The organism is Pseudomonas sp. NPDC099000, from assembly GCF_044759925.1.
GTDB lineage: Bacteria > Pseudomonadota > Gammaproteobacteria > Pseudomonadales > Pseudomonadaceae > Aquipseudomonas.
Genome location: NZ_JBIWAF010000003.1, coordinates 417318 through 432088 on the forward strand (window position 1 = coordinate 417318; position 14771 = coordinate 432088).

Sequence of the window (14771 nt, forward strand, 5' to 3'; positions counted from 1 at the left end):
GCGGCATATGTGAACGACACGGGACTGTAGGAGCGAGGCTTGCCCGCGAAGAGGCCGGCACAGACGACGCAAATCCTCAAAACAACCCTCTATGTCCCACCTCTGCAAAAGTTGGAAGGCTTCTTGCAGTAGCCGCCCTGCGCCTCTTTCAGGCGTCAAAAGTTTGCTTTAAAGGAACGGGGAAAACCGGTGGATCGCTCTCAGTTACTCAACACTGCCCGCACAAACGTTGCCGACTTGAGTCGGGGCAACCTGGGTGTGCCGTTGTTGCTGCTGGTCATGCTGGCAATGATGATGTTGCCGATCCCGCCGTTCCTGCTGGACGTGTTTTTCACGTTCAACATCGCGTTGTCGATCGTCGTCTTGCTGGTCTGCGTCTACGCCTTGCGGCCGCTGGATTTTGCGGTGTTCCCGACCATTCTGCTGGTGGCGACGCTGTTGCGACTGGCGCTGAACGTGGCCTCCACCCGGGTGGTGATGCTCCACGGACAGGACGGTCACGCTTCCGCCGGTAAGGTGATCCAGGCCTTCGGCGAGGTGGTGATCGGCGGTAACTACGTGGTTGGTATCGTGGTCTTCGCGATCTTGATGATCATCAACTTCGTCGTGGTAACCAAGGGTGCCGGGCGGATTTCCGAGGTGAGCGCACGTTTCACCCTCGACGCGATGCCCGGCAAACAAATGGCGATTGACGCCGACTTGAACGCCGGCCTGATCGACCAGAACCAGGCCAAACTGCGCCGAATGGAAGTCGCCCAGGAAGCCGAGTTCTACGGTTCCATGGACGGTGCCAGCAAATTCGTGCGCGGTGACGCCATCGCCGGCCTGCTGATTCTGTTCATCAACCTGATTGGCGGCATGGCGGTCGGTATCTTCCAGCACGGTATGACCTTCGGCGATGCCGGCAGGGTTTATGCGCTGTTGACCATCGGTGACGGTTTGGTGGCGCAATTGCCATCACTGCTGTTGTCGACAGCGGCGGCGATCATGGTGACCCGTGCTTCCGGTTCGGAAGACATGGGCAAGCAGATCAATCGCCAGATGTTCGCCTCGCCGAAAGCGTTGGCCGTGGCGGCAGGTTTGATGGCGGTAATGGGCCTGGTGCCCGGCATGCCGCACTTCTCCTTCCTCAGCATGGCGGCCCTGGCTGCTGGCGGCGCGTACCTGTTCTGGAAGAAGCAGAACGTGGTCAAGGTTCAGGCCCTGCAAGAGGTCAAGCGTCAGCAGGAGCTGCTGCCGTCGCCGGCTCGCGCCATGGAAACCAAGGAGCTGGGCTGGGACGACGTGACGCCGATCGACATGATCGGGCTGGAAGTCGGCTATCGCCTGATTCCGCTGGTGGATCGCAACCAGGGCGGTCAGTTGCTGGCGCGGATCAAGGGCGTGCGCAAGAAGCTGTCCCAGGATCTGGGCTTCCTGATGCCGACTGTGCACATTCGTGACAACCTCGACCTGGCGCCGAGTGCTTACCGCCTGACCCTGATGGGTGTGATCCTGGCAGAAGCCGAGATTTACCCGGATCGCGAACTGGCGATCAACCCGGGGCAGGTCTACGGCACGCTGAACGGCATAACCGCCAAAGATCCGGCTTTTGGCCTTGAGGCGGTCTGGATCGAAATCAGCCAGCGTGCCCAGGCGCAATCGCTTGGTTACACCGTGGTCGACGCCAGTACGGTCGTGGCGACGCACTTGAACCAGATTCTGTACAAGCACTCCAGCGAACTGATCGGTCACGAAGAAGTCCAGCAACTCATGCAATTGCTGGCCAAAAGCTCGCCGAAGCTGGCCGAAGAGCTGGTGCCGGGCGTGGTCTCGCTGTCGCAGCTGCTCAAAGTGCTTCAAGCGTTGTTGGCCGAGCAGGTGCCGGTGCGGGACATTCGCAGCATCGCCGAGGCCATCGCCAACAATGCTGCCAAGAGTCAAGATACTGCCGCTTTGGTGGCCGCGGTGCGCGTCGGCGTGTCCCGCGCCATCGTCCAAAGCATTGTAGGGACTGACTCCGAGCTACCAGTTATCACCCTGGAGCCAAGGTTGGAACAGATATTGCTCAATAGTCTTCAGAAGGCAGGACAAGGCTCGGAAGAGGGCGTTCTGCTGGAGCCAAGCATGGCTGAGAAACTGCAACGCTCGTTGATCGATGCGGCGCAGCGTCAGGAAATGCAAGGTCAACCGGTGATTCTGCTGGTAGCCGGTCCGGTTCGCGCGATGCTTTCGCGATTCGGCCGACTGGCAGTCCCGGGTTTGCATGTGTTGGCTTACCAGGAAATTCCTGACAACAAGCAAGTGACCATCGTTGCGACAGTAGGGCCCAACGGCTGAGGTAGTGGTTTATGCAAGTTAAGCGTTTTTTCGCCGCCGATATGCGTCAGGCCATGAAACTGGTTCGTGATGAGCTGGGCGCTGATGCCGCCATTATTGGCAATCGCCGGATCGCCGGTGGTGTCGAGCTGACGGCTGCCCTGGATTACAAATTGTCGGCGCTGGCCCCGCGTGTTCCGAACATGGAACTCGAGGATGAGCTGCGCAAGACTCAGTCGCGGATCGTCACCGCCCAGGCCGAATTGAGCCTGCGTGGCGAAGGCGAAACCGAAGGCGACAAGACCACCAATCGCCAGTTGTTCGCCGGCTTGCCGTTGACCGCCGCCGAGCCGCTGATCGAGCCGACGTATGCCGAACCTCGTCGCTCGGCACCAGCCCCGGCACCTGCCGCTGGCGGTGTTGATCCACGGGCGTTCGATTCGATGCGTTTTGAGCTCAACAGCCTGCGCGAACTGATGGAAGTACAACTCGGTTCCCTGGCCTGGAATCAGCTGCAAGGCAGCCGTCCAGCCCAGGCCAACCTTTGGCGTCGCCTGCAACGCATCGGCCTGTCCGGCCCGTTGTCCCGCGACTTGCTGGCGATGATTACCGACATTGACGAACCCCGTCAGGCCTGGCGCATGTTGCTGGCGCACCTGGCGCGGATGATTGCCACGCCGGAAGTCGAGCCGCTGGAAGAGGGCGGGGTGATTGCCATGGTCGGCCCGGCCGGCATGGGCAAGACCACCACCCTGGCCAAGCTCGCGGCCCGCTATGTGCTTAAATACGGCGCGCAAAACATCGCGCTGGTGAGCATGGACAGCTACCGTATCGGTGCTCAGGAACAATTGAAGACCCTGGGCCGGATCCTCAACGTGTCGGTAACCCACGTCGATCCGGGCCAATCGCTGGTGCAGGCGCTGGATCCCTTGCTGCGCAAACGCGTGGTGCTGATCGATACCGCGGGCCTTCAGGCCAGCGATCCAGCTCTGCGTATGCAGCTCGAAAGCCTGGCCGGTCGTGGCATCAAATCGAAAAATTATCTGGTTTTGGCAACCACCAGCCAGAAACAGGTTCTAACGGCCGCTTATCACAGTTACAAGCGTTGTGGGCTCGCTGGCTGCATCCTGACTAAACTGGATGAAACGGCAAGTCTGGGCGAGGTGTTGAGCCTGGCGATCAGTCATGAATTGCCGGTGGCTTACCTGACCGATGGCCCGCGTATTCCGGATGATTTGCATCTGCCGCGTCGTCATCAGTTGGTCAGTCGCGCCGTAAGCGTGCAAATGCAAGAAGAACCCAGCGAAGAAGCCATGGCTGACATGTTCGCTGATATTTACCACAGCCCGACCAAGCAGGTTGGCTGAGGTACTAATGAACAGTTTTTGTACCTACATCGATGGTCTGCCATGCATTGTTCAGTTATTGAGCGCGCAGCCAGTAATGTGGCCTCCGTCTATGCAAGACAAGGTAAAGAAATAACATGGGCAGCATGCATCCCGTACAGGTGATCGCGGTGACCGGCGGCAAAGGTGGCGTCGGGAAGACTAACGTGTCAGTGAACTTGTCCCTGGCTCTAGCTGAACTCGGCCGGCGCGTCATGCTGCTGGACGCCGATCTGGGGCTGGCGAACGTCGACGTCCTCTTGGGGCTGACACCCAAACGTACCCTGGCCGACGTGATCGAAGGCCGCTGTGAGCTGCGCGACGTTCTGTTGCAGGGCCCCGGCGGTATTCGCATCGTTCCGGCCGCGTCCGGCACACAGAGCATGGTTCATCTGAGCCCGGCCCAGCACGCCGGCCTGATCCAGGCTTTCAGCGATATCGGCGACAACCTCGACGTCTTGGTGATCGACACCGCTGCGGGTATTGGTGACTCGGTAGTCAGTTTCGTTCGCGCAGCGCAAGAAGTCTTGCTGGTGGTGTGCGACGAGCCGACCTCGATTACCGATGCCTACGCGCTGATCAAACTGCTGAACCGCGATTACGGCATGAACCGCTTCCGCGTCCTGGCCAACATGGCCCAGAGCCCGCAGGAAGGTCGCAACCTGTTCGCCAAGTTGACCAAGGTCACGGACCGCTTCCTCGACGTCGCCTTACAATACGTCGGTGCGGTGCCTTACGACGAAAGCGTGCGCAAGGCCGTGCAGAAGCAGCGCGCCGTCTACGAAGCCTTCCCGCGTTCCAAGTGCGCCCTGGCGTTCAAGGCGATCGCGCAGAAGGTCGACACCTGGCCGCTGCCTGCCAACCCGCGTGGGCACCTGGAGTTTTTCGTCGAGCGCCTCGTGCAACAGACCGCAGGACCCGTCCTATGACAGCCAGTGGCTACAACCTCTACAAGAAGTCGGCACGTGACGCGCAGTACGAGCTGATCGAGCGTTACGCGCCACTGGTCAAACGCATTGCTTACCACTTGCTGGCCCGTCTGCCGGCCAGTGTTCAGGTTGAAGACCTGATCCAGGCCGGGATGATCGGCCTGCTTGAAGTATCGACCAAATATGACGCCAGTAAAGGCGCGAGTTTCGAGACGTACGCGGGCATTCGAATCCGCGGCGCGATGCTCGATGAAGTACGCAAGGGGGACTGGGCGCCACGTTCGGTTCACCGCAATACCCGCATGGTCAGCGACGCAATTCGCTCGATTGAAGCTAAAACCGGTCGTGACGCTAAAGATCATGAGGTTGCGGCCGAACTCCAATTGAGTCTCGACGATTATTACGGGATTTTGAACGACACCCTGGGCAGCCGGTTATTCAGTTTCGACGATCTGTTGCAGGACGGCGAACACGAAGGGCTGCACGAGGATGGCGCGAGTGCACATCTGGAGCCGTCACGCGATCTGGAAGATGAACGCTTCCAGGCCGCGCTGGCGGACGCGATTGCCAATTTGCCGGAGCGTGAGCGACTGGTGTTGGCGCTGTACTACGACGAAGAGCTGAACCTCAAGGAAATCGGTGAGGTCCTGGGGGTCAGCGAATCGCGGGTCAGCCAGTTACATAGCCAGTGCGCGGCCCGTTTGCGGGGGCGTTTGGGGGAGTGGCGAGCGCGCTGAAGGCAGTGTGGGGACACTGCGAACGAGGCCGGTGGGGTGTTGAACTGCACCGGTCGCGATCTGTTGTGCTCCAGACAGTCATCGAATGCATTGCCGGATTGATTGAAATGGCGCGTCCAGGTGCTGGGCGCGTTTAAGACTGCTTGGAGGTCGAATTGGACAAGAACATGAAAATCCTCATCGTTGATGACTTCTCAACGATGCGGCGGATCATAAAAAACCTGTTGCGTGACCTTGGGTTCACCAACACGGTCGAGGCTGACGATGGCACTACTGCCATTCCGGTTCTCAACAGCGGGAGCATCGACTTTCTGGTAACGGACTGGAACATGCCTGGCATGACCGGTATCGATCTGCTACGTCACGTGCGCGCCGATGAAAAGCTCAAGCACCTGCCGGTGCTGATGGTGACTGCCGAAGCCAAGCGCGAGCAGATTATCGAAGCGGCCCAGGCCGGTGTTAACGGCTATGTGGTCAAACCCTTCACGGCCCAGGCGTTGAAAGAAAAAATCGAGAAGATTTTCGAACGCATCGGTTGATCCACTGCGCCACGGGGGAGCTATGGAGCATAAAGAATCTTCACTGGGCGATTTTGAATCGACCCTGAAAAAACACGCGGTCGAACTGGTCGAAAGCCTTGAAAAAGGCAGGTTCGGCGACGCTGTGCAACTTATCCATGAGCTCAATCAGACCCGTGACCGCGGCCTGTATCAGGAAGTGGGCAAGCTCACTCGCGAGCTGCATAGCGCGATCGTCAATTTCCAGATTGACCCGAACATGCCGCAAGCCGAGGAAGTGTCGCAGATCACGGACGCCACCGAGCGTCTGGGGTATGTGGTCAAGCTGACCGAGGCCGCCGCCAACCGCACCATGGACCTGGTGGAAAACGCCACGCCGCTGGTCAACAGCCTGAGCGAAGAAGCCCAGGCGTTGAGCACGGATTGGGGGCGGTTCATGCGTCGCGAAGTCGGGGCTGAAGAGTTCCGCGAACTGGCTCGGCGCGTCGACGGTTTCCTGACACGCAGCAGCGAAGACAATCGCACGGTGTCGAGCAACCTCAACGACATTCTGCTGGCCCAGGATTACCAGGACCTCACCGGTCAGGTGATCAAACGCGTGACCCAATTGGTCACCGAAGTTGAAAGCAACCTGCTCAAGCTCGTGCTCATGGCCAGCCAGGTAGACCGCTTTGCGGGTATCGAACATGACCGTGATGCGATGCTCGCTGAAAAAGATCCGCAAAAACATCTCTCTCAGGGTGAAGGTCCGCAGATTCATGCCGATAAAAGAGAAGACGTTGTGTCCGGTCAGGACGATGTGGACGATTTGTTATCCAGCCTAGGATTTTAGAGTTTTAGCATTTTAGGTTTTTTAGGTTTTTAGACCTCAGGAGCACCCCCTTAATGAGCTTCGGCGCCGATGAAGAGATCCTTCAGGATTTCCTGGTTGAGGCCGGCGAGATTCTAGAGCAACTGTCCGAACAGCTGGTCGAGCTGGAAAGCCGACCGGATGATGCGGACTTGCTCAATGCAATTTTTCGCGGTTTTCACACTGTAAAAGGGGGCGCCGGCTTCCTCCAGCTCAACGAGCTGGTGGAGTGCTGTCACATCGCCGAGAACGTGTTCGACATCCTGCGCAAGGGTGAGCGTCGCGTCGACTCGGAACTGATGGACGTGGTTCTCGAAGCGCTGGATGCGGTGAACAGCATGTTCACCGAAGTGCGCGAACGCAGCCCGATTACGGCTGCCACGCCTGAATTGCTCGCGGCATTGGCCCGTCTGGCCGAGCCGCAAACGGCTGATGAAGCCGCACCGGTTGCTGAAGTGGTTGAAGCACCCGCCGCTGAAGAATCGGGTGACATCACCGATAACGAATTCGAACAACTGCTGGATTCGCTGAACGCCGTCAAGGCTCAAGCCGAAGCGCCAGCCGTTGCTCCAGTGGCTGCTGCCGATTCGGCGGCCAGCGACGAAATCACCGATGCCGAGTTCGAGTCGTTGCTCGATCAACTGCACGGCAAAGGCCAGTTCGCTGTCGACGCAGTGGCAGCGCCCGCTGCACCGGCTGCCCCGAAAGCGGCAGGCGACAGCTCCGACATCACCGACGACGAATTCGAAGCATTGCTCGATCAGCTGCACGGCAAAGGCAACTTTGCTGTCGATGCGCTGGAATCGGCCATTGCTGCCGTACCTGCGCCGGCTGCGCCAACCGCTAAAGCGGCCGGCGGTGATCTGATCTCCGATCACGAGTTCGAATCGCTGCTCGACGAATTGCACGGCAAAGGCAAGTTCACCGAGGTTGGCACTGGCGCAGTGGTTTCTGCTCCTGTCGCCAAGGCGCCAGCACCGGCTGCGAAACCTGCGGCCAAAGCACCCGAGCCAAAAGCCGAAGCACCGAAACCGGCCGCTGCTGCCCCGGCCCGTGCCCCGTCTGCGCCGCCACCAGAAAAACCGGCCAGTGAAGCCGAGACCACCGTGCGGGTCGATACCGCGCGTCTCGACGAAATCATGAACATGGTCGGCGAACTGGTACTGGTGCGTAACCGCTTGGTCCGTCTGGGCCTCAATAGCGGTGACGAAGCCATGTCCAAAGCCGTGTCGAACCTCGACGTGGTCACGGCCGACCTGCAAACCGCGGTCATGAAGACCCGGATGCAACCGATCAAGAAAGTTTTCGGGCGCTTCCCGCGTCTGGTTCGCGACCTGGCTCGCCAGCTCAAGAAAGAGATCAACCTGGAGCTGGTCGGCGAAGAAACCGACCTCGACAAGAACCTCGTCGAGGCCCTGGCCGACCCGCTGGTCCACTTGGTGCGCAACTCGGTCGATCACGGCATTGAAGAGCCGGCCGAGCGCGAAGCGATGGGTAAGCCTCGCAGCGGCAAGGTGATCCTGTCCGCTGAACAGGAAGGCGACCACATCCTGCTGTCCATCTCCGATGACGGCAAGGGCATGGACGCTGATGTTCTGCGCGGTATTGCCGTGAAGAAAGGCTTGATGGACAAGGATGCCGCGGATCGCCTCAGCGAGTCCGACTGCTTCAACCTGATCTTCGCACCGGGTTTTTCGACCAAGACCGAAATTTCCGATGTCTCCGGACGCGGCGTGGGCATGGACGTGGTGAAAACCAAAATCGCCCAGCTCAACGGCACCATCAATATTTATTCGACCAAGGGCAAGGGCTCGAAGATCGTCATCAAGGTCCCGTTGACCCTGGCGATCATGCCGACGCTGATGGTCATGCTCGGCAACCAGGCGTTTGCGTTCCCGCTGGTGAACGTCAACGAGATCTTCCACCTCGACCTGTCGCGCACCAACGTGGTGGACGGCCAGGAAGTGGTGATCGTGCGGGACAAGGCACTGCCATTGTTCTACCTCAAGCGCTGGCTGGTCAGCTCCGCCGCTCACGAAGAGCAGCGCGAGGGCCATGTGGTGATCCTTTCGGTGGGCACTCAGCGGATCGGCTTCGTCGTCGACCAGTTGGTGGGCCAGGAAGAAGTGGTCATCAAGCCATTGGGCAAAATGCTCCAGGGAACCCCGGGCATGTCGGGCGCCACCATTACCGGTGACGGTCGCATCGCGCTGATTCTCGATGTTCCGAGCATGCTCAAGCGTTACGCCGCACGGCGTATTTGATTCTGGTGGAGCGGGGCGACTGAGCCTCGCTCCGTCCTAACGGAGTGTTTATGGCAGTCAAAGTCCTGGTGGTGGACGATTCGGGGTTTTTCCGCCGCCGCGTCTCGGAAATTCTTTCAGCGGATCCGAATATCCAGGTCGTCGGTACGGCGACCAACGGAAAAGAGGCGATCGATCAGGCGCTGGCCCTCAAGCCAGACGTGATCACCATGGACTACGAGATGCCGATGATGGACGGCATCACAGCGGTGCGGCACATCATGCAGCGCTGCCCGACCCCGGTGTTGATGTTCTCCTCGCTGACCCATGAAGGCGCTCGGGTAACCCTCGATGCGCTGGACGCCGGCGCAGTGGATTTCCTGCCGAAGAATTTCGAAGACATCTCCCGCAACCCGGAGAAGGTCAAGCAACTGCTGTGCGAGAAGATTCTCAGCATCTCGCGCAGTAACCGTCGTGCCAACACCTACAGCGCACCGGCCCCGGTCGCCGCGCCAGCCCCGACGCCTGCGCCTTCGAGCGTCAGCAGTTATGGCAGCAGCGCGCCTGCGCGTCCGGCAGCGGCACCGATTCCGGCGCGTAGCTACGTCCCGACACCGGCCCCGACATCGTCCGGCCCGTCGTCGCCCGCGCCAAAACGCAAAGCCTACAAACTGGTGGCCATCGGCACGTCCACGGGCGGTCCGGTTGCCCTGCAACGGGTGTTGACTCAGTTGCCGGCGAACTTCCCGGCGCCGATCGTGCTGATCCAGCACATGCCGGCGGCCTTCACCAAGGCCTTCGCCGAGCGCCTCGACAAGCTGTGCCGCATCAGCGTCAAGGAAGCCGAGGATGGCGACATCCTGCGTCCGGGCCTGGCGCTGCTGGCACCGGGTGGCAAGCAAATGATGATTGACGGCCGTGGCGCGGTGAAAATTCTGCCGGGCGACGAGCGTCTGAACTACAAACCGTGCGTGGACATCACCTTCGGTTCGGCAGCCAAGTCCTACGGCGACAAAGTTCTGGCGGTCGTACTGACCGGCATGGGCGCCGACGGTCGTGAAGGCGCACGCCTGCTCAAGCAGGGCGGCAGTGCGATCTGGGCTCAGGATGAAGCCAGCTGCGTGATCTACGGCATGCCGATGGCCATCGTCAAAGCCGACCTCGCCGACGCGATCTACGGTCTGGACGATATTGGCAGGCACTTGGTCGAGGCGTGTATCTGATGGATGTTTTAAGCCTTATCGGGATCATCATGGCGTTTGTCGCCATCATTGGCGGCAACTACCTTGAAGGTGGTCACCTCGGCGCATTGGCCAACGGCCCGGCGGCGCTGATCGTACTCGGTGGGACCATCGGCGCGGCATTGCTGCAATCGCCGATGAGCGCCTTCAAGCGTGCCATGCAAATCATTGGCTGGATTCTGTTTCCGCCTCGCGTTGACCTGGCCGGCGGCATCGACCGCGTCGTCAACTGGAGCCTGACCGCACGCAAGGAAGGTCTGCTCGGACTGGAAGGGGTGGCCGACGCCGAACCCGACGCCTATTCGCGCAAAGGCCTGCAACTGCTGGTGGATGGCGCCGAGCCGGAAGCGATTCGCAGCATTCTGGAAGTGGACTTCTACACCCAGGAAGCCCGCGACATCGAAGCGGCCAAAGTCTTTGAAAGCATGGGCGGCTACGCGCCGACCATCGGCATCATCGGTGCGGTGATGGGCCTGATCCATGTCATGGGCAACCTGGCCGATCCGACGCAACTGGGCAGCGGCATCGCCGTCGCCTTTGTCGCGACCATCTACGGCGTGGCCAGTGCCAACCTGGTGTTGCTGCCGATTGCCGCCAAGCTCAAGTCCGTCGCCTTGCGCCAGTCGCGTTATCGCGAAATGTTGCTGGAAGGGATCCTGTCGATCGCCGAAGGTGAAAACCCTCGCTCTATTGAGTTGAAGCTTCAGGGCTTCATGGATTGATGGGGGATATGGACCATGGCACGTCGCAGGCAACCTGAAGAACATGTAAACCATGAACGCTGGCTCGTTTCCTACGCCGACTTCATCACGTTGCTGTTCGCATTCTTCGTGGTCATGTACTCGATCTCTTCGATCAACGAGGGTAAGTACAAAATCATTTCCGAGGCGCTGATCGGGGTCTTTACCGACAGCGACCGCGCCCTCAAGCCGATTCCGATCGGTGAAGAGCGGCCGAAGACCGTGACCCCGGCCAAGCCCCTGGTCAAGGACAGCGAGCAGGTCGATGCCGGTGTGGCCGGTGCCAGCGATCCGCTGAAAAGCATCGCCGATGACATCAGCGCGGCGTTCGGCGACTTGATCAAGTCCAACCAGATGACCGTGCGCGGCAATGAGTTGTGGGTCGAAATCGAACTCAACTCCAGCCTGTTGTTCGGCAGCGGCGACGCCATGCCCAGCGACATGGCGTTCAGCATCATCGACAAGGTTGCCGGCATTCTGAAGCCGTTCGACAACCCGATTCACGTCGAAGGCTTCACCGACGATCAACCGATCCGCACCGCGCAATACCCGACCAACTGGGAGCTGTCCTCGGCCCGTTCGGCGAGCATCGTGCGTATGCTGGCGATGCAGGGCGTGAACCCTGGGCGCCTGGCGTCGGTGGGTTACGGCGAATTCCAGCCGGTAGCCAATAACGCCACCGCCGAGGGTCGGGCGCGCAACCGTCGTGTCGTGCTGGTCGTGTCACGCAATCTCGATGTACGCCGCAGCCTCACCAGCACCGGGACCGCCCATGCGCAACCGGATGCCGCGTTGAAGCGTGCTGGCACACAAACTGCACCGACCCCGGTCAAGTCGCCGGGACGAGAGAGCGCCGTCAATTCTCCGTCGCCTGCATCAACACGTTGAGCTATTTCTCGGTCGAGTGTATCGACCGGGAGGAACATTTCGAATGAGAGTCTGGGCCGTTGCCAATCAAAAGGGTGGTGTTGGTAAAACCACTTCCTCTATCGCTTTAGCCGGTTTGCTGGCCGAGGCGGGCAAGCGCGTGGTCGTGGTCGATCTCGACCCCCACGGCTCCATGACCAGCTACTTCGGCTACGACCCCGACAGCCTGGAACACAGCAGCTACGACCTGTTCCTGCACAAGGGCAGCGTGCCGCAAGGCTTGCCCGGTCAGTTGCTGCTGCCCACCAGTGACGAACGCATTTCGCTGTTGCCGTCGAGCACCGCTCTGGCCACGCTTGAACGTCAGTCGCCGGGCCAGAGTGGTTTGGGCCTGGTGATTGCCAAGAGCCTGGCGCAACTGTGGCAGGACTTCGATTACGCCGTGATCGACAGCCCGCCGTTGCTCGGCGTACTGATGGTCAATGCCTTGGCGGCGAGCCAGCAGTTGGTGATTCCGGTGCAGACCGAGCACTTGGCCGTCAAAGGCCTGGAGCGCATGGTCAATACGCTGGCGATGATCAACCGCTCACGCAAAGTGGCGTTGCCGTTCACCATCATTCCGACCCTGTTCGACCGCCGTACCCAGGCATCCCTCGGGACCCTTCGCGTGCTGCGCGACAAATACCCGGAAGAAATCTGGCAAGGCTACATCCCGATCGACACGCGCCTGCGGGATGCGAGCCGGGCCGGGCTGACGCCTTCGCAATTCGACGGCAAGAGCCGCGGCGTTCTGGCGTATCGCGCACTGCTCAAGCATTTGCTCGCGGCACAACTTGTCCCGCAGGTGGCCTGAGATGAACCTAGCCCTTGTAGGAGCGAGGCTTGCCCGCGAAGGCAGCACCGCGGTCTTAACCGTTAAATCGCATTATCGTTCTTCGCGGGCAAGCCTCGCTCCTACAGGGGCGCGTCTTTCATGAGTCGGCCGGTGAAAATCACCTCGCGTCCGCAACTGGCGCTCCAGTCTTATCTGGACAACTTGCTGATGGAGGCGACTGAAGAGTTGCCGCTGGAAGCCGAAGCGGTGGCTGAAGTCATTGAGGTCGTTGAAACGATCGAGGTCGAAGCGGCACTGGACGAGTTCCAGGCAGCAGTGCTTGAAGAGCAGGCGCGTGATGCGCAGAAGTCCGTTGTGGCCGCCGCGCCTGTCGTCGCGCCAGTGGTTGCTCCGGTCGCAAAATCCCCGGTGGTGATCGAAGAAGCGCCGGCACCGATTCTGGCGCCGGTCTCGACCATTGCACCATTGCTGCAAGCCCTCGTACCGCCGCTGGTCGAAGTCCATCTGCCGCCGAGCAACACGCCGCCACCGGTCGAAACCGACGGTCGTCCGGCGTGGGCCGCCGAGCCGTTCGAATGCCTGCTGTTCGATGTCGCCGGGTTGACCCTGGCGGTGCCGCTGGTGTGCCTGGGCTCGATTTACTCCCTGGCCGGTCACGAGCTGACGCCGCTGTTTGGCCAGCCGGAATGGTTCCTCGGAATCCTGCCGAGTCAGGCCGGTAACCTGAAAGTCCTGGACACCGCGCGCTGGGTCATGCCCGACCGCTATCGCGACGATTTCCGTCAGGGCCTGCAATACGTTATTTCGGTCCAGGGCTACGAGTGGGGGCTGGCGGTGCATCAGGTCAGCCGCTCGTTGCGCCTGGACCCGAACGAAATCAAATGGAGAAGTCACCGAGGTCAGCGGCCATGGCTCGCCGGCACGGTGATTGAGCACATGTGTGCGCTGCTGGACGTTTCCGCCCTGGCCGAGTTGATCGCCAGCGGCGGGGCAAAGCACATGGGCGGCAGCAAGCCGCTACACAAACCGACATAGCTGCCGACATAACAATCATGCGACGGCATTGTTGAATGCCGCCACACAGAACACACACCGCCAGAAGCGGTTTTTCGAGGGGTCAGGGTATGAGTAGTCAAGCGACGAATGCAAAAGGTTCCGAAGATCCGATCCTGCAATGGGTAACCTTCAAGCTGGACAATGAAACCTACGGCATCAACGTGATGCGCGTTCAGGAAGTCCTGCGTTACACCGAAATCGCCCCGGTCCCGGGTGCCCCGAGCTACGTGCTGGGCATCATCAACCTGCGCGGTAACGTGGTCACCGTGATCGACACCCGTCAGCGCTTCGGCCTGATGAATGCCGAGATCAGCGACAACACCCGTATCGTCATCATCGAAGCCGACAAACAAGTGGTCGGGATCATGGTCGACAGCGTGGCCGAAGTGGTTTACCTGCGTCAGTCGGAAATCGAGACCGCGCCGAACGTCGGTAACGAAGAGTCCGCCAAGTTCATTCAAGGCGTGTGCAACAAGAACAACGAACTGCTGATCCTGGTCGAACTGGACAAGATGATGAGCGAAGAAGAATGGTCGGACCTGGAGAACATCTGATTGATTCTTGAGGTAGCGGTCATTGTCCTGTTCCTCTTCTGGGCAGGCACGCTGGCAATGTTCCTGGCGTACATTCGCGCTCAACGGCAAATCGCCGCGCAACAGGCCCAGGGCGATGCGTTGTGCGATCAGCGCATCAAAGACCTGGCCAAGCGCGTCGACGACTACCAGAGCGGCAACGTGCGCATGGGTGAAGACCTGCACGAACTGCGCGCCGTCGTCGGCCCCTTGCCGGACAAACTGGCTCAGCTGGAACAGCGCGATCCGTCGAGCCTGTCGTTTGCCCAGGCGGCACGATTGGTCGGGATGGGGGCTACCGTTGATGAACTGACCCAGTCTTGCGGGTTGACCCAGGCTGAGGCGGAATTGATGCGCAAGCTTCACCGGAGCTGAGATCGTTCCCACGCTCTGCGTGGGAATGCCTCTTGGGACGCTCCGCGTTCCGCTGTTGAATGTGATGCGGAGCGTCACGGGCTGCATTCCCACGCAGAGCGTGGGAACGATCAATCACGATCAAT

Annotated in this window: 14 protein-coding genes; all 14 read left to right on the forward strand. The window is 60.2% G+C overall.

From position 1 onward, the window contains the following. Positions 1-189: 189 nt before the first annotated feature. Positions 190-2319, forward strand: coding sequence for a flagellar biosynthesis protein FlhA (flhA, locus tag ACIQV9_RS06555; RefSeq protein ID WP_083375990.1), 2130 nt, complete (start codon positions 190-192; stop codon positions 2317-2319). An 11-nt stretch (positions 2320-2330) separates the two neighbouring features. Beyond that, the gene (gene flhF, locus ACIQV9_RS06560; RefSeq protein ID WP_010456940.1) at positions 2331-3665 is read left to right on the forward strand and encodes a flagellar biosynthesis protein FlhF; all 1335 of its coding nucleotides are present in this window, start codon (positions 2331-2333) and stop codon (positions 3663-3665) included. Positions 3666-3781: 116 nt separating this feature from the next. Further along, positions 3782-4612, forward strand: a complete 831-nt coding sequence (gene fleN / locus ACIQV9_RS06565) for a flagellar synthesis regulator FleN (protein WP_003222917.1) — start codon at positions 3782-3784, stop codon at positions 4610-4612. Beyond that, positions 4609-5349: an RNA polymerase sigma factor FliA gene (gene fliA, locus ACIQV9_RS06570; protein WP_007894214.1), complete on the forward strand. Its 741-nt coding sequence runs from the start codon at positions 4609-4611 to the stop codon at positions 5347-5349. The genes fleN and fliA overlap by 4 nt, the downstream gene beginning before the upstream one ends. A gap of 167 nt (positions 5350-5516) precedes the next feature. Further along, positions 5517-5888 (forward strand): chemotaxis response regulator CheY, encoded by a 372-nt coding sequence (locus ACIQV9_RS06575; protein ID WP_003183998.1) that lies wholly within the window; start codon positions 5517-5519, stop codon positions 5886-5888. Between the two features lie 22 nt (positions 5889-5910). Beyond that, entirely contained in the window at positions 5911-6699 is a 789-nt protein-coding gene (locus ACIQV9_RS06580) for a protein phosphatase CheZ (RefSeq protein ID WP_403099478.1), read from the forward strand. Positions 6700-6752: 53 nt separating this feature from the next. Then, complete coding sequence (locus ACIQV9_RS06585; protein WP_403099481.1) at positions 6753-8981, forward strand: chemotaxis protein CheA; 2229 nt, start codon at positions 6753-6755, stop codon at positions 8979-8981. 50 nt (positions 8982-9031) lie between these two features. After that, the gene (locus ACIQV9_RS06590; protein WP_403099484.1) at positions 9032-10183 is read left to right on the forward strand and encodes a chemotaxis response regulator protein-glutamate methylesterase; all 1152 of its coding nucleotides are present in this window, start codon (positions 9032-9034) and stop codon (positions 10181-10183) included. Beyond that, entirely contained in the window at positions 10183-10923 is a 741-nt protein-coding gene (locus ACIQV9_RS06595; RefSeq protein WP_403099487.1) for a flagellar motor protein, read from the forward strand. Before ACIQV9_RS06590 ends, ACIQV9_RS06595 begins: the two co-directional genes overlap by 1 nt. A gap of 15 nt (positions 10924-10938) precedes the next feature. After that, positions 10939-11829: a flagellar motor protein MotD gene (gene motD / locus ACIQV9_RS06600; RefSeq protein ID WP_403099489.1), complete on the forward strand. Its 891-nt coding sequence runs from the start codon at positions 10939-10941 to the stop codon at positions 11827-11829. Positions 11830-11872: 43 nt separating this feature from the next. Then, complete coding sequence (locus ACIQV9_RS06605; protein WP_109628602.1) at positions 11873-12661, forward strand: ParA family protein; 789 nt, start codon at positions 11873-11875, stop codon at positions 12659-12661. Positions 12662-12781: 120 nt separating this feature from the next. Then, positions 12782-13678 carry a CheW domain-containing protein gene (locus tag ACIQV9_RS06610; RefSeq protein ID WP_403099491.1) on the forward strand — a complete coding sequence of 299 codons (897 nt, stop codon included), beginning with the start codon at positions 12782-12784 and terminating at the stop codon, positions 13676-13678. Positions 13679-13767: 89 nt separating this feature from the next. Continuing rightward, entirely contained in the window at positions 13768-14253 is a 486-nt protein-coding gene (locus ACIQV9_RS06615) for a chemotaxis protein CheW (RefSeq protein WP_010456928.1), read from the forward strand. Beyond that, positions 14254-14646 (forward strand): DUF2802 domain-containing protein, encoded by a 393-nt coding sequence (locus ACIQV9_RS06620; protein WP_403099495.1) that lies wholly within the window; start codon positions 14254-14256, stop codon positions 14644-14646. Positions 14647-14771 lie beyond the last annotated feature (125 nt).

What these genes read in the sequence shown, in the direction of transcription:
- flhF (WP_010456940.1), top strand. Translation starts at nt 2,331, where the DNA reads ATGCAAGTTAAGCGTTTTTTCGCCGCCGATATGCGTCAGGCCATGAAA.
- fleN (WP_003222917.1), top strand. Translation starts at nt 3,782, where the DNA reads ATGGGCAGCATGCATCCCGTACAGGTGATCGCGGTGACCGGCGGCAAA.
- fliA (WP_007894214.1), top strand. Translation starts at nt 4,609, where the DNA reads ATGACAGCCAGTGGCTACAACCTCTACAAGAAGTCGGCACGTGACGCG.
- ACIQV9_RS06575 (WP_003183998.1), top strand. Translation starts at nt 5,517, where the DNA reads ATGAAAATCCTCATCGTTGATGACTTCTCAACGATGCGGCGGATCATA.
- ACIQV9_RS06580 (WP_403099478.1), top strand. Translation starts at nt 5,911, where the DNA reads ATGGAGCATAAAGAATCTTCACTGGGCGATTTTGAATCGACCCTGAAA.
- ACIQV9_RS06585 (WP_403099481.1), top strand. Translation starts at nt 6,753, where the DNA reads ATGAGCTTCGGCGCCGATGAAGAGATCCTTCAGGATTTCCTGGTTGAG.
- ACIQV9_RS06590 (WP_403099484.1), top strand. Translation starts at nt 9,032, where the DNA reads ATGGCAGTCAAAGTCCTGGTGGTGGACGATTCGGGGTTTTTCCGCCGC.
- ACIQV9_RS06595 (WP_403099487.1), top strand. Translation starts at nt 10,183, where the DNA reads ATGGATGTTTTAAGCCTTATCGGGATCATCATGGCGTTTGTCGCCATC.
- motD (WP_403099489.1), top strand. Translation starts at nt 10,939, where the DNA reads ATGGCACGTCGCAGGCAACCTGAAGAACATGTAAACCATGAACGCTGG.
- ACIQV9_RS06605 (WP_109628602.1), top strand. Translation starts at nt 11,873, where the DNA reads ATGAGAGTCTGGGCCGTTGCCAATCAAAAGGGTGGTGTTGGTAAAACC.
- ACIQV9_RS06610 (WP_403099491.1), top strand. Translation starts at nt 12,782, where the DNA reads ATGAGTCGGCCGGTGAAAATCACCTCGCGTCCGCAACTGGCGCTCCAG.
- ACIQV9_RS06615 (WP_010456928.1), top strand. Translation starts at nt 13,768, where the DNA reads ATGAGTAGTCAAGCGACGAATGCAAAAGGTTCCGAAGATCCGATCCTG.